Origin of the sequence: Enterobacter sp. TMH.L2, from assembly GCF_050847315.1 — a bacterium.
In the GTDB taxonomy this organism is placed as follows: domain Bacteria; phylum Pseudomonadota; class Gammaproteobacteria; order Enterobacterales; family Enterobacteriaceae; genus Cedecea.
The window spans coordinates 4,032,399-4,057,301 of record NZ_CP193791.1 but is presented as its reverse complement, the minus strand read 5'-3'; the positions used below and the strand labels follow the sequence as shown (position 1 = coordinate 4,057,301).

At 52.4% G+C, this 24,903-nt stretch carries 23 protein-coding genes, 1 tRNA gene and 1 pseudogene; 14 read left to right on the top strand and 11 right to left on the bottom strand.

Features of this window, described 5'->3' with window-relative positions; all coding sequences use genetic code 11:
* Nucleotides 1-202 precede the first annotated feature (202 nt).
* On the top strand, nucleotides 203-787 hold the full coding sequence (locus ACREYP_RS19400) for a histidine phosphatase family protein (protein ID WP_008460006.1): 585 nt from the start codon (nucleotides 203-205) through the stop codon (nucleotides 785-787).
* A gap of 57 nt (nucleotides 788-844) precedes the next feature.
* Here ACREYP_RS19400 and ACREYP_RS19395 read toward each other — a convergent pair whose 3' ends face one another.
* From ACREYP_RS19395 to ACREYP_RS19385, 3 genes are all read right to left on the bottom strand, one after another.
* The gene (locus ACREYP_RS19395; RefSeq protein ID WP_336818339.1) at nucleotides 845-2,518 is read right to left on the bottom strand and encodes a carbohydrate porin; all 1,674 of its coding nucleotides are present in this window, start codon (nucleotides 2,516-2,518) and stop codon (nucleotides 845-847) included.
* A gap of 89 nt (nucleotides 2,519-2,607) precedes the next feature.
* On the bottom strand, nucleotides 2,608-3,930 hold the full coding sequence (locus ACREYP_RS19390) for a PTS sugar transporter subunit IIC (RefSeq protein ID WP_008460011.1): 1,323 nt from the start codon (nucleotides 3,928-3,930) through the stop codon (nucleotides 2,608-2,610).
* Nucleotides 3,931-4,062: 132 nt separating this feature from the next.
* Complete coding sequence (locus ACREYP_RS19385; RefSeq protein ID WP_166877064.1) at nucleotides 4,063-4,377, bottom strand: PTS sugar transporter subunit IIB; 315 nt, start codon at nucleotides 4,375-4,377, stop codon at nucleotides 4,063-4,065.
* Between the two features lie 195 nt (nucleotides 4,378-4,572).
* Here ACREYP_RS19385 and ACREYP_RS19380 point away from each other — a divergent pair, with 195 nt between their 5' ends.
* From ACREYP_RS19380 to ACREYP_RS19350, 7 genes and pseudogenes are all read left to right on the top strand, one after another.
* A complete protein-coding gene (locus ACREYP_RS19380) occupies nucleotides 4,573-5,280 on the top strand; it encodes a GntR family transcriptional regulator (RefSeq protein WP_008460014.1) in 708 nt (235 codons plus the stop codon).
* Nucleotides 5,281-5,636: 356 nt separating this feature from the next.
* Entirely contained in the window at nucleotides 5,637-6,530 is an 894-nt protein-coding gene (gene bglK / locus ACREYP_RS19375; RefSeq protein ID WP_336818340.1) for a beta-glucoside kinase BglK, read from the top strand.
* A 10-nt stretch (nucleotides 6,531-6,540) separates the two neighbouring features.
* Nucleotides 6,541-7,971 (top strand): 6-phospho-beta-glucosidase, encoded by a 1,431-nt coding sequence (locus tag ACREYP_RS19370; RefSeq protein WP_336818341.1) that lies wholly within the window; start codon nucleotides 6,541-6,543, stop codon nucleotides 7,969-7,971.
* Between the two features lie 412 nt (nucleotides 7,972-8,383).
* Nucleotides 8,384-8,833, top strand: coding sequence for a cupin domain-containing protein (locus ACREYP_RS19365; RefSeq protein ID WP_034809738.1), 450 nt, complete (start codon nucleotides 8,384-8,386; stop codon nucleotides 8,831-8,833).
* A gap of 296 nt (nucleotides 8,834-9,129) precedes the next feature.
* On the top strand, nucleotides 9,130-10,821 hold the full coding sequence (locus ACREYP_RS19360) for a methyl-accepting chemotaxis protein (protein ID WP_166993422.1): 1,692 nt from the start codon (nucleotides 9,130-9,132) through the stop codon (nucleotides 10,819-10,821).
* Between the two features lie 154 nt (nucleotides 10,822-10,975).
* A complete protein-coding gene (locus ACREYP_RS19355) occupies nucleotides 10,976-11,785 on the top strand; it encodes a CatB-related O-acetyltransferase (protein ID WP_336818342.1) in 810 nt (269 codons plus the stop codon).
* Nucleotides 11,786-12,047: 262 nt separating this feature from the next.
* Nucleotides 12,048-12,370 (top strand): annotated as a pseudogene (locus tag ACREYP_RS19350) (DUF1889 family protein).
* Nucleotides 12,371-12,431: 61 nt separating this feature from the next.
* Here the strand turns inward: ACREYP_RS19350 and ACREYP_RS19345 are convergent.
* Nucleotides 12,432-12,507: transfer RNA gene (locus ACREYP_RS19345), tRNA-Ile, on the bottom strand.
* Nucleotides 12,508-12,633: 126 nt separating this feature from the next.
* Here ACREYP_RS19345 and mug point away from each other — a divergent pair.
* Complete coding sequence (gene mug, locus ACREYP_RS19340; protein WP_008460030.1) at nucleotides 12,634-13,140, top strand: G/U mismatch-specific DNA glycosylase; 507 nt, start codon at nucleotides 12,634-12,636, stop codon at nucleotides 13,138-13,140.
* Between the two features lie 237 nt (nucleotides 13,141-13,377).
* Here mug and rpoD read toward each other — a convergent pair whose 3' ends face one another.
* From rpoD to rpsU, 3 genes are all read right to left on the bottom strand, one after another.
* Nucleotides 13,378-15,222, bottom strand: a complete 1,845-nt coding sequence (gene rpoD, locus ACREYP_RS19335; protein WP_008460031.1) for an RNA polymerase sigma factor RpoD — start codon at nucleotides 15,220-15,222, stop codon at nucleotides 13,378-13,380.
* A 150-nt stretch (nucleotides 15,223-15,372) separates the two neighbouring features.
* Nucleotides 15,373-17,118: a DNA primase gene (dnaG, locus tag ACREYP_RS19330; RefSeq protein WP_008460032.1), complete on the bottom strand. Its 1,746-nt coding sequence runs from the start codon at nucleotides 17,116-17,118 to the stop codon at nucleotides 15,373-15,375.
* Between the two features lie 153 nt (nucleotides 17,119-17,271).
* A complete protein-coding gene (gene rpsU / locus ACREYP_RS19325) occupies nucleotides 17,272-17,487 on the bottom strand; it encodes a 30S ribosomal protein S21 (RefSeq protein ID WP_001144069.1) in 216 nt (71 codons plus the stop codon).
* A 249-nt stretch (nucleotides 17,488-17,736) separates the two neighbouring features.
* On the opposite strand from rpsU, the gene tsaD reads away from it, so the two are divergent.
* Entirely contained in the window at nucleotides 17,737-18,750 is a 1,014-nt protein-coding gene (gene tsaD, locus ACREYP_RS19320) for a tRNA (adenosine(37)-N6)-threonylcarbamoyltransferase complex transferase subunit TsaD (protein ID WP_336818373.1), read from the top strand.
* Between the two features lie 45 nt (nucleotides 18,751-18,795).
* Here the strand turns inward: tsaD and ACREYP_RS19315 are convergent, their stop codons facing one another.
* Nucleotides 18,796-19,242: a cupin domain-containing protein gene (locus ACREYP_RS19315; protein WP_166877022.1), complete on the bottom strand. Its 447-nt coding sequence runs from the start codon at nucleotides 19,240-19,242 to the stop codon at nucleotides 18,796-18,798.
* 192 nt (nucleotides 19,243-19,434) lie between these two features.
* Here ACREYP_RS19315 and trpC point away from each other — a divergent pair, with 192 nt between their 5' ends.
* Together trpC and ACREYP_RS19305 are read left to right on the top strand one after the other, a co-directional pair.
* Nucleotides 19,435-20,229, top strand: coding sequence for an indole-3-glycerol phosphate synthase TrpC (gene trpC, locus ACREYP_RS19310; RefSeq protein WP_336818374.1), 795 nt, complete (start codon nucleotides 19,435-19,437; stop codon nucleotides 20,227-20,229).
* 149 nt (nucleotides 20,230-20,378) lie between these two features.
* Nucleotides 20,379-20,609, top strand: coding sequence for a hexameric tyrosine-coordinated heme protein (locus ACREYP_RS19305; RefSeq protein WP_008460037.1), 231 nt, complete (start codon nucleotides 20,379-20,381; stop codon nucleotides 20,607-20,609).
* A 78-nt stretch (nucleotides 20,610-20,687) separates the two neighbouring features.
* Here ACREYP_RS19305 and plsY read toward each other — a convergent pair whose 3' ends face one another.
* The gene (gene plsY, locus ACREYP_RS19300) at nucleotides 20,688-21,308 is read right to left on the bottom strand and encodes a glycerol-3-phosphate 1-O-acyltransferase PlsY (protein WP_008460038.1); all 621 of its coding nucleotides are present in this window, start codon (nucleotides 21,306-21,308) and stop codon (nucleotides 20,688-20,690) included.
* Between the two features lie 107 nt (nucleotides 21,309-21,415).
* Between plsY and folB the strand changes: the two genes are divergently transcribed.
* Nucleotides 21,416-21,784 carry a bifunctional dihydroneopterin aldolase/7,8-dihydroneopterin epimerase gene (gene folB / locus ACREYP_RS19295; protein ID WP_166867010.1) on the top strand — a complete coding sequence of 123 codons (369 nt, stop codon included), beginning with the start codon at nucleotides 21,416-21,418 and terminating at the stop codon, nucleotides 21,782-21,784.
* A 115-nt stretch (nucleotides 21,785-21,899) separates the two neighbouring features.
* Nucleotides 21,900-22,721, top strand: a complete 822-nt coding sequence (gene bacA / locus ACREYP_RS19290) for an undecaprenyl-diphosphate phosphatase (RefSeq protein ID WP_336818375.1) — start codon at nucleotides 21,900-21,902, stop codon at nucleotides 22,719-22,721.
* 12 nt (nucleotides 22,722-22,733) lie between these two features.
* On the opposite strand, the gene ACREYP_RS19285 is transcribed toward bacA, so the two are convergent.
* Nucleotides 22,734-23,975 (bottom strand): multifunctional CCA addition/repair protein, encoded by a 1,242-nt coding sequence (locus tag ACREYP_RS19285; protein WP_336818376.1) that lies wholly within the window; start codon nucleotides 23,973-23,975, stop codon nucleotides 22,734-22,736.
* Between the two features lie 81 nt (nucleotides 23,976-24,056).
* Nucleotides 24,057-24,677: a TIGR04211 family SH3 domain-containing protein gene (locus ACREYP_RS19280; RefSeq protein WP_008460042.1), complete on the bottom strand. Its 621-nt coding sequence runs from the start codon at nucleotides 24,675-24,677 to the stop codon at nucleotides 24,057-24,059.
* Between the last annotated feature and the right edge of the window lie 226 nt (nucleotides 24,678-24,903).

Genomic DNA, 24,903 nt, shown 5'->3' with positions numbered 1-24,903 from the left:
TCTTTTCCTTATTAATTGTTTTTACTGGTTTTTATAGAATATATCATCACGTTAACGGACGTCAGAATAGCAAAACGATGGCCAGTTGTTAATCGCTGAACCCGGCGCGGCAGGCGTGACGTCTGCTTACCAATGTTTTGTTTTTTTCCTCGGTTTCTTCTCTATAGTAAAAGTTTCATTCCCTGATAAAAACGAGAAAAACATGATCAAAAAAGCGCTTGTTGTGTTGCTGAGCAGTGCCTTCTTGACCCCGATGATAGCGAATGCCGACAGCACGATAGTCTTCCTGCGTCACGGTGAGAAACCGGCTAACAATAGCGGGCAGCTCACCTGCAAAGGGCTGAATCGCGCGCTGCAATTGCCGTCGGTTCTGCTGAGCCAGTACGGCAAACCGGATGCCATCTACGCCGCCGCGCCGAAAGAGAACAAAACCGGCAGCTCGCTGCGCCCGTTAACCACCATCACGCCGACCGCGATCCGCCTTTCTCAGGCCATCGACCTGCATTACCACGCGGAGCAGACGGATGAGCTGGCGGATGATTTACTGAAAACTCAGAGCAGCGGCCGCCTGACTTTTGTCTCGTGGGAGCACAAAAACCTGGTGATAGCGGCGCAAAAGCTGGTGAAGAAAACCGGCGGCGACCCAACCGTGGTGCCAAAATGGCCGGGCAGCGATTTTGATTCGCTGTACATCATCAAACTGGACGATCAAAAGCGATTTAAATCTTTCACCCACGGGGCTGAAGGGCTGAATAACGTGCCGGACAGCTGCGCGGGCGCGAGCTGACAGAAAAGAAAAACCCGTCTGGAAGACGGGTTTTTTTATGCACTTAGCAAAAGAGGATTACCACCACACTTCAGCCTGAACGCCAGCCATAAACTCGTTCTTGCTGTTTTCGTTAAAGCGGAAGTTTGACAGCTCGTTGTCCAGAATATTCAGGTATGTGCCGTAGAAACGAATTTCAGGACGCGAGCCGAGCAGGCTTGGGCCAACCTTCAGAGCGTGATAGAGCGTGGTTTTGTAGCCCGACTCTTTCAGGTTAACCCCTTGCTCGGTTTTGTTTTTCTGGGTAAACCAGCTCAGCTCCAGGCCGGTCTGGTTCCAGGTATCCCAAATCCACGCCGGGCGAATCACGGCCCGAATGCTGCTGAAGTCGCTGTGGGCGCCGCTCTCATAGCTATAAATATCGCTACCCTGGGAGTAAACCAGCGCGTTAGCCATGATGATCCTGTCCGCGAGGTACATTTCCCCCTGCGAAATCAGACGCCAGGCCACGCCGTCCGTCTGGTCGCCGTAGTAATATCGGCCCGGTGCCATGGAGTTGCTGGCTCCCGAAAAGTTCGCGAAGCTGCTGGCATAAGAGTTATTGGCCACCTGCAGGGTAAACTCGTTGAAGGTGTCGCGCGGCAGATCCTGGCGCACAATGGCCGTCGCCATCCAGGTATCCTTCAGTTTAAAGAAGGAGCCGTTATTTTCGTTGTCCTTCTGGTCGTCAGTTTTATTGGCAAAGGCGTATTTGCCCATCAGCGAGAGCGAACCTTTTTCCCACAGCGGAATGTTGCGGTAGCGCAGGTCAACCGAGTTGGTGTTCATCTGCGTGGTGTGGCTGAAGTCGCGGGAATAAACGTCGACGTCGTTGCGGCTGAGGGAGGCGTCAAGCTGGCCGACGCCCAGGTTCCAGTTTTGGATCCCGACGGCCGCCGCCACCTGGGTAGTTAAGGATTTCCAGTCGAGCATCTGGATTTCGTACTCAGGCAGCTTGTGCTTCCCGACCCAGAAGTCTGCTTCCGGTGCAAACGGCAGGAAGCCTCTGGTGGTCAGGAAAATATCGCTGAACTGCATGATGTTTTCGTTGCCATTGTTGTCGCCAAACCAGGCGTCGTTATACTGCTCCCCGACGTTACCGTCGTAGGTCACGATGGCGTTGGCGGTTTTGCCGTCCTGGTTGTAGACGCGCTGGTTCAGCGTTAAGTCGAACCAGCCGCTCATTTCGTTGCCGAAACGACCCAGCGACCCGGCGGCGTAGGTTTGAGCCGACCCGCGATTGGCCGCTGCCCAGCCGGAACGGAAATAACCTTCGTAGCTAAAGCCAATATCATCTTTAATGTATTTGCTGATGTCTTTCAGGGTAACGTTTTCTACGGTAGTCTTGCCACCTTCGTTATTGACCACGGCCACTTTTTGCGTGCCTTTCACCGGCGTTGGTGCCGGCTTAGTATCGAGATGATTATTTTCATTCTCGATGTTGTCGGCTACCGGAGAATAAACCGTCTGATTGACCGGGGCCGGGCCAGACTGCACGTTGTTACCGGCTGGCTGCAGTTGGGCGACCTTATCTTTATATATGGACAATTCTTTCTGCGTTTTATTTAATTCTGATTTGTTTTCTGATAATTGTCTTTCAAGTAATTCCAGACGCTGCTCTACCGTTAATTTTGCTGCCATTACGTGGGTTGAGGATAACGCCAGAAGGATGGATGAAGACAATAAGCTAACCTTCAATAAATTTGAATTCATAGAATGTCCCAGAAGTATAATTATTATTTGCCTCCAGTTTTAATAACCGGAGGCGGGTGGAAATTAAATTGCTATCATCGGTTTATTTATTACTGCGCCGCTTGTGCTGCATTTACCTTATTGGCGGCCATAACGAACGGTAAATAAATTAGCGTGGAGATGGCCAGGCATAGCAGCCCGACAATCAATGCCATCCAGTTCCCCCCGGTGCCGAAGAAGGCGATGAGCGGCCCCGGCGTTGTCCACGGTACGGCATAGGCAATTGGTGGAATAATCTCCAGAGTGACGAAGGTGTAGCCCACCAAAGAGTTGACGAACGGCACCATGATAAACGGAATGATCAGGATCGGGTTCAGCACGATGGGCAGGCCGAAAATCACCGGTTCGTTGATGTTAAACAGGCCCGGCACGAAGGCCATTTTCGCCAGATCGCGGTAGTCGGCACGGCGGGAGGCAATAAAAATAGCCAGCAGCAGGCCGAGCGTCATTCCCGAGCCACCGTAGTTGGCGAAGGCGTCGTTGATGCTCCCCCAGGTGATAGGGTATGGCGCCCCCCACGTAGTGCCGTTGGATGCGGCAAAAGAGAGGTTCTCGAGGTTAGCTTCGGAGAAAATAGTCTCGCGAATCGCCGCCGTGGTGTTCGGCCCGTGAATGCCCAGCACCCACAGGAAGTTGGTGACCACGCCAAGTACCAGCACCGCGACGATATTGGTGCCCATGTTTTTCAGCGGGGCCTGAATCAGGGTATAAATCAGTTCGTTCAGGCCATTCGGGGAGATTTTCGTCAGGCAGTAGTTCAGCACCGAGAAGAAGATCATCACGAAGAAGATAGGAATTAAAACTTTAAATGAGCGTGCAACCGCCGGCGGTACGGCGTCTGGCATGGTGATGGTGATCTTCGGGTTACGCGCCAGGCGGCAGAAGATTTCCCCGGTAATCAGCGCGACAATCACCGCCACAAAAAGCCCCTGCGGCCCCAGATATTGCGTGGTCAGATACGACTGCCCGCCCATCATTTGATAAGGGGTATAGACCACGAAGAACGCGCCGATAGCGGTCAGGCCGCACAGCAAGTCGTCCTGCTGATAGCTGATAGCGATATTACGTGCGACCAGGAAGGCAATCATGATCGACATGATATTCACCGACCCATTCATCACCGGGGAGAATATGTTTTGAGCTTCGGCTAAGTTAGGGAATAACACGCCGAGATGCAGCAGTGAAGCAATAAAACCATCCGGTGAAAGGATGGCAAAGTTAATCAGCACGATCAGCGAGCTGGCCATAACGATGGGGAACGACAAAATAAATGCATCGCGGATGGCCGAGACGTGTATCTGAGAGTTTAATTTAATCGCAATAGGAACAAGGAGCTTTTCCATACCGCGCTCAAAGGCATTCATAATACTCATGATGCGCCCTTTATCATTAGAGAGATATTGACTGATGATATAAGTTTATTGGCGAAGCCTCTGCTTAATAGCAGGTCGCGTAACGATAAACCTAATCAATTACCCATTGGGTTGTTATTTTGGCTGGAAAGCTTAGCGTTCACCGAGTAAATTCAGTGCGGAATCAAGAACTGATTTGCCATCCATTTGCCCGTAATACTTCATGTCGATTACCGCTACCGGAATTTTCCCCTGGGCGATTTCTTCTATTTCACTTTTTTGGAAGCGAACCTGAGGTCCCAGCAGAACAACATCTGCTTCATTTCTTTTAATTCTTTCTTTCGCCTCGGCAATCGCCAGTGCATTAATATTGACCGAAATATTTCCCGCGCTGGCGTGATCCTGCATTCTTTTCACCAGCATGCTGGTAGACATCCCGGCCGCACAAACCAATAATATATTCTTCATTTTTCCCCTTAACGCTTCGTAGATAATCAACCAGCGGCTAACTTAATGAATATCAATGCGTTCATCTGCCATTTCGATCACAGTTAGTCATGCCCGAGTGGTGCAGAAAGCAAAGTGAAAATGGACCTGTGTTGCGCTTTTATTATGACTCGAACGGTAATTGACTGTTTTTAAATAAGTTCAGGAGGTTCAAAAGTGGTATACAAAGATGTTGTTAACTTACTAAAAAACAGGATCAGCAGCCCAACTTATCATATCGGCGACATCCTCCCTTCGGAGAAAGAACTGGCTGAGTTCTACAATGTGTCACGTAATACCTTGCGTAAAGCATTGAAAGTGCTGGAAGATGAGGCGTTGATTGAGCGTAGGCACGGCTCCGGCACCTATGTGCGAAATAAACATTTTCAGGCTTCGGTTACGCATCTGGACAGCTTCACCGAGATTGCCCGAAGTGAAGGGAAAAAACCGTCCAGCCAGGTGCTGAGATTTGAGCTGCAGCAGGCATCGGAAGAGATTGCCAGCCGCCTGCAGCTGGCCATCGGCGAACCGGTCTATTACGCCAAACGACTGCGCCACATCGACAACGTGCCGATGCAGCTGGAAGAGACCTGGCTGTCGGTGAACCGCTTCCCCGACCTGACGGTCAACCACATGAAGCGTTCGAAATTTTCCTACATCGAAGATGAATGCGGCGTCAAAATTCACGGCTGCTACGAGGCGTTTCAGCCCATTCTGCCGTCAACCGAGATTGCCAAAATGCTGCACATCAGTACCCGCGACCCGATTATCCGCATGGAAACCCAGTCCGTTGACGCCAGCCACAGCCCGATTGATTACTCGATCCTCTACACCAACGTGTTCGAGTTCCAGGTGAAGTATTTTTTGCCTCGTAAGGCGGGCTAGCCGCTGTGGCTGACCTTGCATTCGCCACGTCGGTCACAGTTCTGCTTTAAAAAGAGGTTCAATAATGTTCATGAAAATGAACCTGTCGCTTCTGAAAGATGAATATCAGCGGTAACTCACTGTATATCATATCTTTTGACAGGTTCAAAAGTTGTTCAATGTGTTATCTCCCTTCTATTGCCTGATGCGCCTCCCATTGATTAAGATTTTCTTCGTTTTCAGAACTGATAATTAAAAATTGAACTCGTCAATTTTTGTATTCCTTTTACCAGGCATGAATATGACCGGTGCGAAATAGTTTCCTCGTTTCAGTGGAAATAAACGATGAGCCGGAAATATGCAGGAGGAATTAGCGTATGAATATCGCCGCATTTGATATCGGTGGTACGGCTTTAAAAATGGGGATCGTCAACTCGCAGGGCGAGATACTGGCTAAAGGCAAAGAGACGATCGACGACAGCGATGGCGAGCAAATTTTACAGGCCATTTTAGCGTGGATTGCCGAGCATCCCGGCTGTGAAGGCGTGGCGATCAGCGCCCCTGGCTATGTCAATCCGCACACTGGCTTTATCGAAATGGGCGGGGCCATCCGCCGCTTCGACAACTTTGCCATCAAAGAATGGCTGGAAGAAAGCACGCAGCTGCCTGTTGCCATCGAAAATGACGCCAACTGCGTCCTGCTGGCTGAACGCTGGCAGGGGAAAGCGGCGGGGATGAGCAACTTCCTCGTACTGACCATCGGCACCGGCATCGGCGGAGCGATTTTCTGCAATAACCAACTGGTACACGGCGCGCGCTTCCGGGCGGGAGAATTCGGTTACATGCTGACCGAACGCCCTGGCCCACGCGATGTTCGCCGCTACACCATGAACGATACCTGCACCCTGAGAACCCTGCGCAAAGACTACGCGGAGTATGTCGGCAAGCCGCTTGAGGCCGTCAGCGGGGAAGAGATTTTCGACCGCTTTGATGCCGGCGACGTGGCGTGCCAGCGTATGGTGAAGGCGTTCTTCAACGATCTCGGCACCGGCCTTTATAACCTCGTCAATCTGTTCGACCCGGAAAAAATCCTGCTCGGCGGCGGCATTGTGGAACGCCCAGGCTTCCTTGCGCTGCTGCGCGAACATCTGGCCTGGTTCACCCTCGACGACTATATCGACACCGTCAGTCACGGCAACGATGCCGGACTCATTGGCGCGGTCTACCATTTTAATCAGCACTATCGGTCGCAGCATGCGATCTCTAATTAAGGGAGAGAATATGTCTGGATTCAAAGAAGGTTTTCTGTGGGGCGGCGCGGTTGCGGCGCACCAGCTGGAAGGTGGCTGGAAAGAGGGCGGCAAAGGCGTTAGCGTTGCGGATGTGATGACGGCCGGCGCCCACGGCGTCTCGCGTGAAATTACCGATGGCGTGTTGCAGGGAAAAAACTACCCTAACCATGAAGCGATCGACTTCTACCACCGCTACAAAGAAGACATCCAGCTGTTTGCCGAGATGGGCTTCAAATGCTTCCGTACCTCCATCGCCTGGACGCGTATTTTCCCGCTGGGCGACGAGCTGGAGCCGAACGAAGCCGGCCTGCAGTTCTATGACGACCTGTTTGACGAATGCCTGAAGCACGGCATTGAGCCGGTGATTACGCTGTCGCACTTCGAAATGCCTTACCATCTGGTCACCGAATACGGCGGCTGGCGTAACCGTAAGCTGATTGATTTCTTCCTGCGCTTCTCGAAAGTGGTCTTCACTCGCTATCAGCACAAAGTGAAGTACTGGATGACCTTCAACGAGATCAACAACCAGGCCAACTACCACGAAGACTTCGCGCCGTTCACCAACTCGGGCCTGAAGTATCAGCCGGGTGAAGATCGCGAGCCGGTGATGTACCAGGCGTCTCACTATGAGCTGGTTGCCAGCGCTCTGGCGGTGCGTGCAGCCCGTGAAATCAACCCTGCGCTGCAGGTTGGCTGCATGATTGCCATGTGCCCAATTTACCCGCTGACCTGTGCGCCAGGCGATATGATGATGGCGATGAATGCGATGCACCGCCGCTACTGGTTCACCGACGTGCACGTGCGCGGTAAGTACCCGCAGCACCTGCTGAACTACTTCGAGCGCCGTGGTTTTGAGCTGGATATTACCGACGAAGATCTTGCGGCGCTGGCCGAAGGCTGCGTCGATTACATTGGCTTCAGCTACTACATGTCGTTTGCCACCAAAGCCAGCGCCGACAACCCGCAGTTTGACTACGACGAATCAAAAAGCCTCGTGTCTAACCCGTACGTGCAAAAATCCGACTGGGGCTGGCAGATTGACCCGGTGGGCCTGCGTTACTCTCTGAACTGGTTCTGGGATCACTATCAGCTGCCGCTGTTTATTGTGGAAAACGGCTTCGGGGCGATTGACGTGGCGCAGGCCGACGGCTTCGTGGACGACCAGTACCGCATCGATTATCTTTCGGCGCACGTCGCAGAAATGAAAAAAGCGGTAGTGGAAGACGGCGTTGACCTGATGGGCTACACCCCGTGGGGCTGTATCGACCTGGTCTCTGCCGGGACGGGCGAAATGAAAAAACGCTACGGCTTCATCTACGTCGATAAAGACAACGAAGGCCACGGCAGCCTGAGCCGCAGCCGTAAGAAATCCTTCCAGTGGTACAAAGATGTGATTGAGAGCAACGGCGAAAAGCTCTGATAACGCCTGTGACTGACTGAACGCTGGTTTAAACACCAGCGTTTTTATTTGCATGTGTTCAACCCCTGAACTGAATTCACTCGGCTACCAGGTTGACGCTATTCCTGTATTTTTAGAATAAAGCGTTAAGTTAAATTATGGCTATCACCTTCTGTATTTAGTTTATTTTGTTCTAAAATATTCTTTTACCGTTTAATGACAATCAAAGTTAGCCTGTATTGAAATACCCGCCTGGATGTTTTTTCACTCCGCATTTTCTTTATATATATTTAATTTATTAACTAAATAAACTTGTCGTGCATGATATTGACGAAATTGATTGCCTCTGGTGTACTAACCTTGAATTTTGTTTTTTGTTACGGTGCTTTATTCACCGAAAAAGTGCTGGCTGAAATTAACCCTGGACACGATCATGAAAAAAATAACACGGCTTATGTTGGCCACCACAGGTTTACTTGTTTCAATGCTTGGACATGCCGAAGCCACAAAGACAGATGCCAGCGAACACCGTATTCCAGCGATAAAATTGATTAACACGGCTGATAATCACTCTGCGTTTGTAAAAGGTTCAATTCCCTCTCTGGCGAAACTTTCTTCTGAAAATCTCTATTTCAGTAATACCTTTGAAGAGTGGCAGAAAGGGGTGCATCCGGCACCGAAAAAGCAGTATGTGGTTACCCTGAAAGGCAAGCTGAAGTTTAAGGTTAGCGACGGCTCTACGTTCATCATCGAGCCAGGTACAGTTCTGCTTGCAGCAGATACCGCCGGCGAAGGGCACAGCTGGGATATCGTTGATGGGAAGGAGTGGGTGCGCGTTTATATCCCGGTGGGAGACGACGATCGCTTCATCGCAGATAAATAAGTCCTGCACAGATAAAACGCTAATTTCAGTCCCGTTAACCACACAATGGAACGGGGCTGCCACTCCTAAAAATAGTAGTTTTAATTCTGTTTAGAACATTAATTCGTTCATTACTTGTCATCTCTTTGTCATTATTTTATGTGGACAGATCATTATAAATAATGGCTAAAGAAGTCTCTCAGGCTGCCGATAAAAAATCGATAATTAAAAAAACACCGTCGCAACCGTTGATGTGATTTCTACCAATTACCTCCTCTTATTGCCTGCGATATAACCATTAAAGCTCAGAGGGATTTATGAACAAACTGAAGAATATGCGCCTTAGTACTATGCTGGGGGCTGGCTTTGCGCTGGTCATCGCGATTGGATTCTTTGTCGCATTATTTGCCAGAATGCAGTTGGTTTCTGTTGGAAATAACCTTAATTATGCTGCCAATGTCCGCCTGGTGAATTTGCTGCTGATCGTAAAGATTAAGGATAATATTACGGACAATGCCCACGATATTCGTGATATGGCGTTGTTCACCACGCTGCCGCATACCGAAGCTGAGAGTCGGGACTACATTACAAAAACCAACCAGGTACTCGAAAAGCGTATCGCGGACAACAACGTCCTCTTGAAACAGCTGGATAAGGCGCTGAGGCTTAAGCATTCTCGCGAGCTGTTCGACAACCTGAACAATGTTCGCCCGGCATATTCCCAGGCGCTTCGTAAGGTGATGAGCGTCAGCGCGGCGGGGCAGTATGATGCCGCCCGCGCGTTAGTCATCAGCGAAGTGGTTGGCCCCCAGGCCAGAGTACTCGATGCGCTCAGCGAGATGATTAGCGATCATTCCGGTAGCACGGTGGGCATGGCCCGTGGCTATGTGGAGGAAGCGCATTTTGCCGGTAACTTGTTGTTGATTATTACGATTATCAGTGCCGTGATTGGCTCTTTGATTGCCTGGAGCATTGGGCGAGCGGTGAAAGGCCAGCTTGGCGGCGAGCCCGTTTATGCCGTCTCCGTGGCAAAACAAGTTTCTGAGGGGCAGCTCAATACCGCCGTTGAACTGAAGCAAGGGGACACCAGAAGCCTGCTCGCGGCTATGGATGAGATGCGTAGCCGTCTGCTCGGGGTGGTGCGTGAAGTGCGAGACAGCAGCCATTCTATCTCCGTGGGTGCCAGCGAGATTGCGGCTGGCAGCACCGATCTCAGCCAACGCACCGAAGAGCAAGCGGCCAGCCTGCAGGAAACGGCCGCTTCGATGGAACAAATGAGCCAGACAATTCAGCAGAATGCCGAGACGGTGCGCACTGCGACTCGCCTGGCCAACTCTGCCAGCGAAACGGCCACGCAAAGCGGGAATGCCGTTAATAATCTGGTGCTGACGATGCGTGAAATTAGCGAAAGCTCACAGAAAATTGGCGACATTATTAGCGTTATTGACGGCATCGCATTCCAGACGAACATTCTGGCGCTGAATGCTGCCGTGGAAGCCGCTCGTGCAGGGGAGTCCGGGCGCGGTTTTGCAGTAGTTGCCGGGGAAGTTCGCTCGCTGGCGCAGCGTTCTGCTTCGGCGGCCAGTGAGATCAAAGCTCTGATTGAGGACAGCATGCGTACGGTAACAAAAGGATCGGATATGGTGAGTTCGGCGGGAACGACGATCGATGACCTGGTGCAACAGTCCCACCGCGTGGCCGGGCTTATTTCTGAAATTGGCGTGACGACGGAAGAGCAGGGGCAGGGGATTGCGCAGATCAACGTGGCGATCACTCAACTGGATCAGGTTACGCAGCAGAACGCTGCGCTGGTGGAGGAGTCTGCCAGCGCCGCTGAGAGCCTCAGCGATCAGGCTACTCGGTTGGTGCAACTGATGAGTATCTTCAATACCGGGCAGGTCATTGCCGCAGCTAACGCCCGTCAGGATAAACCCGCACCGGCTTCTACCACTCGCAGGCCACAGCTTGCCGCGAACGGCGGCCGTTTAGATAACTGGGAGCAGTTCTAAAATCTGCCGTAAGCTGTTTTAAAACTAAGGCCCGAGTTTACTCGGGCCTTACTGTTTTTAGGTTAAATTCACCTCGTTCTGCAAAGTTGATAAAAACAGGTGGGTGGGATATCTTTATTTTTAACATAGTGCCAATCTTATAAATGTTGAGAATATGAAAAGCGAATTATTTAAGTTTACTGAAGAAAATAATAATGGTTATACCTTTAGATGGACAAAAAGACATTATGAGTACTGTGCGGATAATAAGATATTTTTAGGTCACAAAGGCAGGAAGGTTTATAAAGAGAGAAGTTTATTGCGTTTCGTCAAAGGCGATAAAATAAAAATTGATGATAATGTTATCGCCGAAGAGTATTCCACTATGCCGATACGTAATTTTTCCAGCGTGGGCGCGTTTTCATTTCCAAGTTGCCATTTTTCAGGCAATACTGTCATCGGCAGATTCTGCAGTATTGCCGGGAATGTAAAGGTGATGGGTGGCAATCATCCCATGGACAGATTTACCACACATATGCTGACCTACAACGGGGGATTTGATAAATATGCCAGGACTGAATTTAATCGGCAGTGGGTATTAAAACCGTTTGATACGACGCAAAAAAATCCTGTAATAGGCAACGATGTCTGGATCGGCAATGATGTGGTTTTAAAAGGGGGAATTACCATCGGTGATGGTGCAGTTATTGCTGCAAACGCTGTGGTGACAAAGGATGTGCCTCCTTATGCCGTTGTTGCAGGTGTGCCAGCCAGGGTAATTAAATACCGTTATAATGCTGATGTAATTAATGAATTATTACATTTGAAATGGTGGGAATATAACTACCCAGAACTTCCTGATAATAATAAATGTGACGATATCGATTATTTTATTAAAGAGATTAGTGATGGGGTTGCCAGTGGAAGATTGAAGGTAAAAGAGTATAAGAAATTCGATCTTTCTAAAGACTTTAAGACGCTTTAATTTTGCGACTGCTCATTGTCGTGAGGCTTTATTTTTCGTTTCTGCGATCCTCTGGGAACGTTTATCAATCATTGCCTTTCCCGCTCGATATTACAGGCTGGCATGTTCTTCACCATGCCGGCTTTGAGTGATAAAACAACGGAAATAGGGCTGGCGGGAAGCAAAGAACCCTTTGTACTGGTCATAAACGTGACTGACCCTGAAAAAATGAAGTTTGATTAATGGTACATTTGATCTCGCTTGTCACAGTCTTATTGATTAAGTGGTTAATTTTAAGGATAAATTATGCCAACAGCGATTGATAAAGCGTTAGACTTCATTGGCGGTATGAATACCTCGGCCTCTGTGCCGCACCCTATGGATGAGAGCACCGCGAAGGGAATGCTTAGGTATCTGAAGCAATTGGGCGTCCCGGCAAGTGCTGCTGACGTTACGGCTCGTGGTGTTCAGGAGGGATGGAACACCGACTTCACGAAAAAAGTCGCCGGTTGGGCGGACAAGGTTGAGTCCGGTAACCGCCTCGTGATTAAAAACCCTGAATACTTTTCTGCCTACATGAAAGAAGAGCTTCGGGCACTGGTTTAAACGAAATCCCCATGACCCGCACAGCAAAAAGGCTGACGATTTCTCGTCAGCCTTTTTTGTCTGGTGGCCCCTGCTGGACTTGAACCAGCGACCAAGCGATTATGAGTCGCCTGCTCTAACCACTGAGCTAAGGGGCCGTGGCGCTGAATTATAATGTAACTGTCGATGGCAATCCAGCGCTTAAATTACATGTGCTGATTTTATAAACAATGGCTAATCAATCCCTTATACTTCCCGCTCGATTCCTTCAGATGAGAAATGTAATGGTTAGCGATATCCTTCAGCCTGACCTTCGGGTCGTGTTTTGCGGCATTAATCCGGGAAAATCATCCGCTCATCTCGGGCTGCCTTTTGCTCATCCTGCCAATCGCTTCTGGAAAGTGCTTCATCTTGCGGGTTTTACGGACCGCCAGCTCAAGCCTGAGGAGGCGCAGCTCTTGCTTTCCTACGGCTGCGGCGTGACGAAACTGGTGGAGCGGCCAACCGTGCAGGCAAACGAAGTGGCACTGCAGGAGCTGCGTGCTGGCGGGCGAGAGCTGATTACAAAGATGCAGGAGTACCAGCCGGGAGCGCTGGCGATTCTGGGCAAGCAGGCGTTTGAGCAGGCGTTCAGGCAACGTGGCGCGAAATGGGGCAGACAGGAGATTACCCTCGGTGATACCGAGGTGTGGATTTTGCCCAATCCGAGTGGCTTGAGCCGCATCACGGTGGATAAGCTGGTGGAGGCCTATAGAGAGCTGAATGAGTCGCTGTCGGCGCGTGGGCGGTAGGTAAGGTGTTGCCGTTTTCCCTCACCCCGGCCCTCTCCCGGAGTGAGAGGGGAATGAAAAGAGGCTCCAGGAGGGTGAGAGGGAATGAAAATAATCTCCCTGAGGGAAAAGGGGGAATTAAAAGCTGTGTACTGAGAGAGAGAAGTGAAAAAGAGGTGCCTGCGGGAGGCGGGAGAAACCGCAAATTCAAGGCAAAAAAAAGCTCCCTGGCGGGAGCTTTTCAATTTTTGACACCGATTAATCGTCCAGGAAGCTACGCAGGACTTCAGAGCGGCTTGGGTGGCGCAGTTTGCGCAGCGCCTTCGCTTCGATCTGACGGATACGTTCGCGGGTAACGTCGAACTGTTTACCCACTTCTTCCAGCGTGTGGTCGGTATTCATGTCGATACCGAAGCGCATACGCAGGACTTTCGCCTCACGCGCTGTCAGGCCAGCCAGAACATCGTGCGTTGCGGAACGCAGACTTTCGGAGGTGGCAGAATCCAGCGGCAGCTCGAGGGTGGTGTCCTCGATGAAATCACCCAGATGCGAATCTTCATCGTCGCCGATTGGCGTTTCCATGGAGATAGGCTCTTTGGCAATTTTCAGCACTTTACGGATTTTGTCTTCCGGCATCAGCATACGTTCGGCTAACTCTTCCGGCGTTGGCTCACGGCCCATCTCCTGCAGCATCTGGCGCGAAATACGGTTGAGCTTGTTGATGGTCTCAATCATGTGCACCGGAATACGGATGGTACGCGCCTGGTCGGCGATAGAGCGGGTGATAGCCTGACGGATCCACCAGGTTGCATAAGTCGAGAACTTATAGCCACGGCGGTATTCAAACTTATCCACGGCTTTCATCAGGCCGATGTTGCCTTCCTGAATCAGGTCGAGGAACTGCAGGCCACGGTTGGTGTATTTCTTAGCGATAGAAATAACCAGACGCAGGTTGGCTTCAACCATCTCTTTCTTCGCACGGCGCGCTTTCGCTTCACCAATGGACATGCGACGGTTAATGTCTTTTACCTGCTCGATGGTCAGGCCGGTCTCTTCTTCGATCTGCTGCAGTTTCTGCAGGCTGCGGTGAACGTCTTCGGAGACTTCATGCAGCTTCTCAGACCACGGCTTGTTCATCGCAATGGCCGCGTTGAACCAGGTTTCGCTGGTTTCGTTGCCGGTGAACAGCGTGATGAAGTTTTTCTTCGGCATTTTGCACTGCTCAACGCACAGCTTCATGATGATACGTTCTTGGGTACGAACGCGGTCCATCATGACGCGCATGCTGTTGACCAGGTAGTCGAACTGTTTCGGCACCAGGCGGAACTGTTTGAACACTTCAGACAGCTGCAGGATCTCCGCGGCGGCGTCAGCGTGGCTGCGGCCCTTCGCTTTGATGGTGTCGCGAGTCAGTTCGTACTGCTTGCGCAGCTCACCAAATTTTTCGCGCGCCAGTTCCGGGTCGATGCTGTTGTCATCGTCGGAGCTGTCGTCATCAGACTCTTCGTCTTCATCCTCATCGTCGTCCATCTCTTCCTGAGAGAGTTCGGAGCCGACGTGGGTTGCGGTTGGCGCGAGATCTTCTTCCGCGTTAGGGTCAACAAAGCCGGTGATGAGGTCGGACAGGCGTGCTTCTTCAGCTTCAACGCGATCGTACTGCTCCAGCAGATAGGTGATCGCTTCCGGGTACTCGGCAACCGAGCACTGTACCTGGTTGATACCGTCTTCGATACGCTTCGCGATATCGATCTCACCCTCACGGGTTAACAGTTCAACGGTCCCCATTTCGCGCATGTACATACGCACGGGGTCGGTGGTACGTCCAATTTCGGACTCCACGCTGGACAGCACCTGGGCAGCCGCTTCTTCCGCGTCTTCATCGGTGCTGTTAGAGTTTTCAGCAAGCAAAAGATCATCGGCATCAGGGGCTTCTTCCATCACCTGAATGCCCATGTCGTTGATCATTTGGATGATGTCTTCGATCTGATCGGAGTCGACGATATCTTCCGGCAGATGGTCATTGACCTCGGCATAGGTCAGATAGCCTTGCTCCTTACCACGTTGGACAAGAAGCTTGAGCTGTGACTGCGGGTTTTGCTCCATAAGACGGTATCCACACTTCAGTATTAGGGTTGTGTCGGTAGGCGTTGCCGCCAACAATAACGTACGAGGGCTGATTTATTTTTATGCCGCAGCCCGTCCGTGCGGCGTTCGGGGGTGACCCGATCAATGTTCGGCAGTTAAGCCGCGAATCTATTTTTTGGCGCGTGATTGCGTGATCACGCGAACTTCTTCACGTTCCGCAGGGGTCAGCCCCGTCGTTCTGGAACGTGCCATTAATTCTTCAAACCTCAGCTCCAGCGCCGACTCAAAAAGATGATCCAGCGAGTCGGTGAACGTTTTTTCAGCAATGTCCTTATCTGCTATATCGTCCCACGCCGAGAGTTTTTCAAGGGTTGTGGCCTCATTTGTGCCACGATATTGTTCCAGTAGCTGCCCGGTGGTCAGCCCCGGATGCGCTAGGCAAGCGTCAACCAGGTCGCTAAACAGCGTTAAACCCGGCAGCTTTGCGGCATCCAGCCCGCTTAGTGGCGGTACCAGCGGAGCCAGTTCCGGATTCTGTACCAATAACCCTATCAGTATACGCATGGTTGTGCGTTTTAGCTGAGGCGCCGGACGAGGTGTTGCCCCCTCGACCTGTTTGGGCATCAGCTTTTCAAGCTGGCTGTCGTCCAGAATACCGAGCTTGTTGCCCAGCTCCTGGCGCAGATAGATACGCAGCGTTTCGCCGGGTACCTGGCTAATCAGCGGCAGAGCCAGCGTGCTTAGTCGCGCTCTTCCGTCTGGCGTACTCAAATCAACCTGCGGCAGCAGGCTGTTAAACAGGAACGTGGAGAGCGGCTGAGCCTGCTCCATCCGCGCTTCAAATGCGTCCTTTCCTTCTTTGCGCACCAGCGTATCCGGGTCTTCACCGTCGGGCAGGAACATAAACCGCAGCTGACGACCGTCCGTCATATAAGGTAGCGCAGTTTCCAGCGCTCGCCATGCCGCGTCTCGTCCTGCGCGATCGCCGTCATAACAGCAGACGACATTATCTGTCACCCGGAACAGCAACTGAATATGATCGGCGGTGGTGGAGGTACCCAGGGAAGCAACGGCGTAGGAAATGCCGTACTGCGCCAGCGCCACCACATCCATATATCCTTCGACTACCAGAAGGCGTGCCGGTTCCGGCTGGCTCTGCTGGGCTTCATACAGGCCATACAGCTGGCGGCCCTTGTGAAAAATGTCGGTTTCCGGGGAGTTCAGGTATTTCGGCAGGGCATCGCCCAGCACGCGTCCACCAAACCCGATGACCCGGCCGCGTTTATCGCGAATCGGGAACATGACCCGCTCGCGAAAACGGTCGTAACTGCGGCCCTGGTCGTTGGTGACCAGCATGCCTGCGTCCGTCAGCGCCTGGCGGTTTTCGCTGTTGCCGCCAAAGCGTTTAAGCGCATTATCCCAGCCGGGTGGCGCATAGCCGATGGCGAAATGGCTAATGACCTCATCGCTCAGGCCACGCTTGCCCAGATACTGACGCGCCGGTTCTGCGGCGGGCTGCTTCAGGGACTGCTGATAAAAGGCGTTCAGGCCGTCCATCAGTTGATACAGGCTTTGGCGCTGGTGTCGTTCGATCTGGCTTGGGCCATTGCCCGCTTCGTACGGCACTTCAAGGTTGTGCATGGTCGCCAGCTCTTCAACGCTTTCAACAAACTCGAGCTTGTCGTAGTTCATCAGGAAGTCGAGGGCGTTACCGTGTGCGCCACAGCCAAAGCAGTGGTAAAACTGTTTATCACCGTTCACGGTGAAAGAGGGGGTTTTCTCGTTATGGAATGGACAACATGCGTGGTAGTTCTTGCCCTGCTTTTTCAGCTTCACGCGAGCATCGATCAGGTCGACGATGTCGGTGCGAGCGATCAGGTCATTGATAAAAACACGCGGGATTCGTCCAGCCATAGGCCCCATGCTATATCCGTCATCTCTCAGGCGGTGGCCTAAAAGCTCAGGGATATGTCAGTTTATAAACGAGAATAAGCCGCGCATTCCTTTCGGAAGCACGGCCTTATAACTACTACTCAGTCTGATGTTGAGGAGTGAATCCTCAGAAGATTAGTACAGACGAGTGCGGCGTGCGTTTTCGCGAGCCAGTTTCTTCGCGTGGCGTTTCACAGCAGAAGCTTTAGCGCGCTTACGTTCGGTCGTTGGTTTTTCATAGAACTCACGACGACGGACTTCCGCCAGAACGCCTGCTTTCTCGCAGGAACGCTTGAAGCGACGCAGTGCTACGTCGAACGGCTCGTTTTCACGTACTTTAATTACCGGCATGTAACTCTCACCTTTAATAATTCGGTTTGCCGCTGGCATACAGGCCAGCTTAATTCAAAATGGTGCGGAATTTTACTGCAACTCTTGCTGCTTTGTAAAGCACCGAACGACCAGAAACCTGGCTTTTAGGGCCGGTATCTTCCAGGGCCGCAGATTATACACCATTAGTCCCGTCCTGGGGCAGCAAAGTTTTACAAAGGAAGCCACCGGGATTAAACTTCGCGCCGGGCCAAAGAGGTAAAACAAGCCATGCGTGTACTGGGAATCGAAACATCCTGTGATGAAACCGGCATCGCCATTTATGACGATGAGAAAGGGTTATTAGCCAACCAATTGTATAGTCAGGTGAAACTTCACGCTGACTACGGCGGCGTGGTGCCGGAGCTGGCCTCCCGCGATCACGTTCGCAAGACCGTGCCGCTTATCCAGGCTGCCCTAAAAGAGGCTGGATTAACCGCCAAAGATATCGACGGCGTGGCGTACACTGCCGGGCCGGGCCTGGTTGGCGCGCTTCTGGTTGGCGCAACCATTGGCCGCTCGCTGGCGTTTGCCTGGGACGTGCCTGCCGTGCCGGTCCACCACATGGAAGGCCACCTGCTGGCGCCGATGCTGGAAGACAATCCGCCCGAGTTCCCGTTCGTCGCGCTGCTGGTTTCCGGCGGCCATACCCAATTGATCAGCGTCACCGGCATTGGTAAATATGAACTGCTGGGTGAGTCTATCGATGATGCGGCAGGCGAAGCGTTCGATAAAACCGCTAAGCTGCTGGGGCTTGACTACCCAGGCGGGCCGCTTCTTTCCAAAATGGCGGCCCAGGGTACGCCGGGGCGTTTCACCTTCCCACGTCCTATGACTGACCGCCCGGGCATGGATTTCAGCTTCTCTGGCCTGAAAACCTTCGCGGCAAACACCATTCGTGATAACGACGCTGACGATCAAACTCGCGCGGATATCGCCCGCGCCTTTGAAGATGCGGTGGTGGATACGCTGTCGATTAAATGTAAACGTGCGCTCGAACATACCGGCTTTAAACGTCTGGTGATGGCGGGCGGCGTGAGCGCCAACCGCACCCTGCGCGCTAAGCTGGCCGAGATGATGACTAAACGTCGCGGCGAAGTGTTTTACGCGCGGCCGGAATTTTGCACCGATAATGGCGCCATGATCGCCTATGCCGGGATGATTCGCCTCAAAGCAGGTACTTCCGGCGAGCTGAGCGTTAGCGTTCGCCCGCGCTGGCCGCTGGCAGAGCTACCCGCCGCCTGATAAACGAGAAAAAAAGGAGTGGGAACCACTCCTTTTTTATTTGGGCTAGAAAGGCGTTGGGCCCAGCACGGTCACTGCGAGTTGTTCGGCAATGGCCATCAGCTGGTCCATATCCTGAGCAGCAATCAGCCGCAGCGCCTGCTCAACGCCTCCGGGTGTACAGGTCATTAGCAGCCGCATGGGCTTATCGGTTCTGTTGGCCCATGCGTGTGGAATACCTCTTTTTAACAGCAGCGATTCGCCGGCGCTGGCATCAATAACCTTTTCACCATAGGCAATCCGGGCTGTGCCCTCGAGGACAAGGGCATACTCATCTTCGTTGGCATGAACGTGAAGCGGCGTTCCGTCGCCCGGCTGTGAAACGATCTCCACTACCGAGTAAAGTCCACCGGTCTGCTCCGCAGAGACGCGAATCAGGCAAGCTTCGCCCGGCCGCGTTTGCAGCCACTGTGACGATGCTTCCAGCGCCGTTGAGTGCGATGTTGTATTCAAGATGTTGGCCTCAGTAAAAGTGTTTTGCAGGTGAAACTGTTTTTTTGTTCCTCTCCACTTTAAGTTCCCCACATCCCGCGCTGCATCTCTGGAGTGTAATAATATGCAACAAACGAAAGCAGCCTTAGCCCGGTACTTTCAGCTCAGGATCCGGCACTCTAAGGTGATACCCGACTGAACCTGGAGAACCCTGTGTCCGATATCCTCAGCAAAATTATCGCCGTTAAACATGAAGAAATTGCCGCCGCCAAAAAAGCAATTTCCCTGAGCCAGCTTGCCGAACAGGCCGCTGCTCAGAACCACCGTGATTTTGTTGCCGCGCTGCGTCATAAGCGTGATGCAGGCCTGGCGGGCGTGATTGCCGAAGTGAAAAAGGCCAGCCCATCGAAAGGGTTGATTCGCGAGAATTTCAATCCCGCTGAGATAGCCGTTTCTTACCAGCAGGGTGGGGCTGCATGTTTGTCGGTGCTAACCGACGAACAGTTCTTCCAGGGAAGCGCGGCCTATCTGCAGCAGGCGCGAGCTGCCTGCGACCTGCCGGTTTTACGCAAAGATTTTATGATCGATCCGTGGCAGGTTGTGGAAGCCCGGGCGATGGGGGCGGATTGCATCCTGCTTATTGTTTCTGCGCTTGAAGATGGCCAGATGCAGGAGCTTGAGGCGCAGGCCCACGAGCTGGGCATGGCGGTGCTGGTAGAGGTGCATGATGCCGATGAGCTGGAACGTTCGCTCCGGTTGACCACGCCACTTATCGGTGTCAATAACCGTAATTTGCGCACCTTTGAGACCACGATAGAAACCACCATCAGCCTGTTGGCACAGCTGCCGGCGGATCGCATGGTTGTGACCGAGTCAGGCATCGCTACGCGCGAACATGTGGTTCGCCTGCGCGAAGCTAACGTGAACAACTTCCTCGTGGGGGAAGCTTTTATGCGGGCAGATGAGCCGGGCAAAGAACTGGCCGCGATGTTTTTCCCCGCGCGGTAAACGACAGAATACATGTTAAACCAGAGCTAAAGCCCGCTGAGATAGCGGGCTTTTTTATTGATTTTTGCCAGGATTATGTTGATAACTGTCGTGCACTTAAAGTGCATAATAAATGCAATTTATACAATAACGATAATGAGTGGGACAATATGAGCGATAAATGGTTAACAACGCTGATCGCTGACGATCCGCAGGCAGGATATGAACTGGCGGTGACGCTGAGCCGTCGGGGAGTCAAAACCGTACAGCCGGACCCGGAAGTGCTGAAAAAACTGCGTCCGGTCTACGCGAATGATGCCGATGCGCTGATTGCGTCATCTCAGGTCATCGCGATTCATTTCCAGACGATTGCTGCGGCGAATAATTACTGGAAGGATTAGTGCTTAGCTGATTTACCTAAGAAAAAGGAGTGATTTATCACTCCTTTGTTGTTTCTACAGGGCTCGAATAATCCTGTCTTATTCAGACTCGTCTTTTTTCTTTTTCTTTTTAAATCGCGCCCAGATTTTCGTTTCCTGGCCTCGCCACAGGCGCTGAATATTGTCGTGATGGCGCATCAGGATCAGGCAGGAGAGCATTGCCACCGGGAAGGTAAACTGCGGTTTGAACCACCAGACATAAAACGGGGCTATCAGCGCGCTGATAATGGCACCGAGGGAAGAATAGCCGCTCAGAAGTACGCTTAGCAGCCAAGTTCCGGCCATCACGCCGGTTAAATCCCAGCCGATAGGTGCAATGGCGCCAAACGCCGTGGCGACGCCTTTACCGCCTTGAAACTTAAAGAATACTGGCCAAATATGGCCCATGCAGGCGGCAATAGCAATCAGGCCAAGCCAGAAGGGCGTCACACCCAAGGCCCAGGCCGCCCAGACCGGCAGCATGCCTTTCAGCACATCAAAAATTAGTACCGCTACGGCTGCACCTTTGCCGCCAATGCGTAACACATTGGTTGCTCCTGGGTTACCGGAGCCGCTCTCGCGTGGATCGGGGAGACCGGCAATGCGGCACACCAGAATGGCGCTAGAAATCGAGCCGCAAAGATACGCGAGGAGAATCATACCAGGCGCGATTGCACTCATAACGCTGTTCCATGTTGAAAGTGTCGAAGTCTTCTTTGCATCTGTGGATAATACGCATATTTCGCCGGAAGTGGTATCCGGCATGACTAAAAACCGGGCAGGGCGTGATGGACATTGTATTTATAGAGCAACTTTCGGTAATCACCACTATTGGTGTTTACGACTGGGAACAAACCATTGAACAGAAGCTGGTGTTCGATATCGAAATGGCCTGGGATAACCGCAAAGCCGCAGGCAGTGATGATGTCAACGACTGCCTCAGCTATGCGGATGTCAGCGAAGCGGTTATAAAGCACGTGAGCGGGGGGCGTTTTGCGCTGGTAGAGCGCGTTGCTGAAGAGGTTGCGGAACTGCTGCTGACCCGCTTTAATTCACCGTGGATTCGGCTGAAGGTGAGCAAGCCCGGCGCTGTTGCACAGGCCGCTAACGTGGGCGTTATCATCGAGCGTGGCGGTAATCTGAAACAAAGCAAATAATGGGCTGAACGTTAAACCAAACGGCGAAAGGCTGGTCTTAACGATGTATCTTTTTGCGGCAGGCGTCAAACGTGTGCCGTTTTTTTGTGTTCGTTTTCGGGATGAGGGGTAAGTGATGAGCGATTTACCAACGTTGGCGATAGCCGCCATTCTTGGCGTTGTGGAAGGTTTAACGGAGTTTTTACCGGTATCGTCTACCGGGCACATGATCATCGTAGGGCATCTTTTAGGCTTCGAGGGGCAAACGGCGGAAACCTTTGAAGTGGTTATTCAACTGGGTTCTATTCTCGCCGTGGTGGTGATGTTCTGGCGTCGTCTGTTTGGTTTGATTGGTATCCACTTTGGTCGTCCTCCTGAGCATGAAGGGGTAGGTACCGGCCGTCTTTCTCTGATTCATATTTTGCTTGCTATGATCCCGGCGGTAGTGCTCGGCCTTGTCCTGCACGATGCCATTAAATCGCTGTTTAACCCGGTCAACGTGATGTATGCCCTGGTGGTTGGCGGCGTGCTGCTGATTGTCGCCGAGTGCTTTAAGCCAAAGGTACCGCGTGCCGTAGGCGTGGACGACATCACCTATCGTCAGGCGTTTATGATTGGCTGCTTCCAGTGTCTGGCGCTTTGGCCGGGGTTCTCTCGTTCCGGGGCAACGATTTCCGGTGGGATGCTGATGGGCGTTAGTCGCTATGCGGCTTCTGAGTTCTCATTCCTGCTGGCGGTGCCAATGATGATGGGGGCGACGGCGCTTGATCTCTACAAGAGCATCGGCTTCCTGACGATGGGTGATCTGCCGATGTTTGCCGTGGGCTTTGTCACGGCGTTTATCGTGGCGCTGGTCGCCATCAAAACCTTCCTGCAACTCATCAAGCGTATTTCGTTTATTCCGTTTGCGATTTACCGTTTTATTGTTGCCGCCGCGGTGTTCTTTATCTTCACCTAGTGGCAGCGGCCCTCAGCCTTGCGGCTGGGGGCAACTCGCTTCCTTCCAGGCCGCAACGGCCTTAATTCTCCGCTTCGTTAATTCTTCACGGATCGCCGGGCCGCTGAAGCCTGCTTCGATCACTTCTTTATTGGTTACGCTCTGCGCTGCAATCCAGGCCGCGCGTAGCATTCTGCCCTGCGGATAATCGCTGGCCTCAAAGCCGGTGCGCCCGCGAGCATCTGCTTCGCTGGTTAAGGCGATTTGCTCCACGCGCTGCGGCTTGCGCCAGGCGTCAATGGCGTCGAACAGCTTGATCACCGTTTTGGGCTGCAAAATCGGGAAGGTATGGATCAGGTCGTGGAATTCTGCGACCAGTTTAGCCAGATCACGAATCTCGTTTGGTACGCGCAGGCGAGCACAAAGTTGCTCCACAAGCTTAACGCCCGCCGGGCCGTGGCCGTGGTGGCTGGGCCATTTTTCCTTTGGCGTCAGCCCTTTTCCGAGATCGTGACACAGCGTGGCGAAACGCACATCTACCGCCGGGCTAAGCTGCGCAGCAATAGACAGCGTCATCAGCGTATGAATACCGGTGTCGATCTCCGGATGCCATTTGGCCGGCGCGGGGACACCGTAAAGCGCGTCGATTTCCGGGAACAGAACTTTCAGGGCGCCGCATTCGCGTAGTACGGCAAAAAAGACCTGCGGATTGCGGCTGGTCAGCGCATTTTCCGTCTCTTTCCACACGCGTTCGGCGGTGAGATGCGCAATTTCGCCGTTGTCCGTCATGGAGCGCATCAGGGCGAGTGTTTCTGGCGCTATATGGAAATTAAGATGGGCATAACGTGCAGCAAAACGCGCCACGCGCAGCACGCGCAGCGGGTCTTCATTGAACGCCGGTGAAACATGGCGAAGCAGGCGACGCTCGATATCGGCAAGGCCGTTATACGGGTCGATAAGCGTGCCATTCTCATCCTGGGCAATAGCGTTGATCGTCAGGTCGCGACGCAGGAGATCCTGTTCAAGCGTGACGTCCGGGGCCGAATAGCAGGTAAAGCCGGTATAACCCTGGCCCGATTTCCTTTCGGTACGGGCCAGCGCATACTCTTCGTGGGATTGAGGATGCAGAAACACCGGGAAGTCTTTTCCGACCTGCTCGTAGCCTTCGTCCAGCATTTGCTGCGGCGTCGCCCCAACCACAACCCAGTCTTTATCCTTAACCGGCAGTTTTAATAACCCGTCACGAACCGCACCACCGACAAGATAAATCTTCACGCTTTACACCCCAGGCACCGTTATTGAACCACGAATGGTAAGTGTAGATGCGAGGGGGAATCAACGGCTAATGTGCCGTCGCTAGTTCATCCAGCGGTCTTTCTTCTTGCGGCTTGGGATCATGTGCGGAAGCAGCAGGCCAATCAGCAGGCCAAACCCTGCCACGCCGCCGCCGTACATAAACCATTGCATGATGATGGCACGCTGTTTGTCGTCAAGCTGGACGTTGGCGGCATCCACCTTTTTCTTGGCGACGATAAGCTGGTTTTTGAGCTGCTGATTCTCGTCCTTCAGGCCATTAATCACGGTGTCGCTCTGGGCCACTTTCTGCTGCATTTCAGCGGTACGCTGGTTCCAGGTCGTGTCGATGTTGTTCAGCTTGTCTGTCAGCGTTTTGACCTGGTTTTCCAGATCGGGAACGCGGGTACGCAGGCTTGGGGTGGTGCTTAGCTGCGCGAGGGGGATCCAGGAGGTACGCCCGTTGCTGTCACGTACCTGGCCGTATTTGGTTTCTTCGTTGCTTTGCAGCAGCGTGACTTGTTCCCCTGCGTTGACGGTGCCAACCAGGCGGTAGTTATCGCCCGGGCCGCTGCGGACCCAGGTGTTTAATTCATCAGAGACATAACGTTTTTCTTCGGCATGAGCCACGACGGAAACGCTAAGGGAGAGCAAAGTGAGGCAAATCAGGCGTAATTTCTGCATTATTTCGTCGTTATTTTCATAAAGTGTGGAACGATAGTAGTGGCAACAGTCTGACGGCGCAATCCGTAAACCTGAATGAGAATCATCCTGATGTCAATTTGACCACCCGGTGTTCCCGCCCTACCGCAAATTCGCTACCCGACAGGGTATTTTGTCGTACTATTACAGACCTAATCGACGCTATTTAGTTCGCCAGGCGATCGCCTGGTGTGACGTAAACATAAGT

What these genes read in the sequence shown, in the direction of transcription:
- rpoD (WP_008460031.1), bottom strand. Translation starts at nt 15,222, where the DNA reads ATGGAGCAAAACCCGCAGTCACAGCTCAAGCTTCTTGTCCAACGTGGT.
- ACREYP_RS19385 (WP_166877064.1), bottom strand. Translation starts at nt 4,377, where the DNA reads ATGAAGAATATATTATTGGTTTGTGCGGCCGGGATGTCTACCAGCATG.
- ACREYP_RS19390 (WP_008460011.1), bottom strand. Translation starts at nt 3,930, where the DNA reads ATGAGTATTATGAATGCCTTTGAGCGCGGTATGGAAAAGCTCCTTGTT.
- rpsU (WP_001144069.1), bottom strand. Translation starts at nt 17,487, where the DNA reads ATGCCGGTAATTAAAGTACGTGAAAACGAGCCGTTCGACGTAGCACTG.
- tsaD (WP_336818373.1), top strand. Translation starts at nt 17,737, where the DNA reads ATGCGTGTACTGGGAATCGAAACATCCTGTGATGAAACCGGCATCGCC.
- ACREYP_RS19355 (WP_336818342.1), top strand. Translation starts at nt 10,976, where the DNA reads ATGAAAAGCGAATTATTTAAGTTTACTGAAGAAAATAATAATGGTTAT.
- ACREYP_RS19360 (WP_166993422.1), top strand. Translation starts at nt 9,130, where the DNA reads ATGAACAAACTGAAGAATATGCGCCTTAGTACTATGCTGGGGGCTGGC.
- ACREYP_RS19280 (WP_008460042.1), bottom strand. Translation starts at nt 24,677, where the DNA reads ATGCAGAAATTACGCCTGATTTGCCTCACTTTGCTCTCCCTTAGCGTT.
- folB (WP_166867010.1), top strand. Translation starts at nt 21,416, where the DNA reads ATGGACATTGTATTTATAGAGCAACTTTCGGTAATCACCACTATTGGT.
- ACREYP_RS19400 (WP_008460006.1), top strand. Translation starts at nt 203, where the DNA reads ATGATCAAAAAAGCGCTTGTTGTGTTGCTGAGCAGTGCCTTCTTGACC.
- mug (WP_008460030.1), top strand. Translation starts at nt 12,634, where the DNA reads ATGGTTAGCGATATCCTTCAGCCTGACCTTCGGGTCGTGTTTTGCGGC.
- ACREYP_RS19370 (WP_336818341.1), top strand. Translation starts at nt 6,541, where the DNA reads ATGTCTGGATTCAAAGAAGGTTTTCTGTGGGGCGGCGCGGTTGCGGCG.
- bglK (WP_336818340.1), top strand. Translation starts at nt 5,637, where the DNA reads ATGAATATCGCCGCATTTGATATCGGTGGTACGGCTTTAAAAATGGGG.
- ACREYP_RS19395 (WP_336818339.1), bottom strand. Translation starts at nt 2,518, where the DNA reads ATGAATTCAAATTTATTGAAGGTTAGCTTATTGTCTTCATCCATCCTT.
- ACREYP_RS19365 (WP_034809738.1), top strand. Translation starts at nt 8,384, where the DNA reads ATGAAAAAAATAACACGGCTTATGTTGGCCACCACAGGTTTACTTGTT.
- dnaG (WP_008460032.1), bottom strand. Translation starts at nt 17,118, where the DNA reads ATGGCTGGACGAATCCCGCGTGTTTTTATCAATGACCTGATCGCTCGC.
- bacA (WP_336818375.1), top strand. Translation starts at nt 21,900, where the DNA reads ATGAGCGATTTACCAACGTTGGCGATAGCCGCCATTCTTGGCGTTGTG.
- ACREYP_RS19305 (WP_008460037.1), top strand. Translation starts at nt 20,379, where the DNA reads ATGAGCGATAAATGGTTAACAACGCTGATCGCTGACGATCCGCAGGCA.
- plsY (WP_008460038.1), bottom strand. Translation starts at nt 21,308, where the DNA reads ATGAGTGCAATCGCGCCTGGTATGATTCTCCTCGCGTATCTTTGCGGC.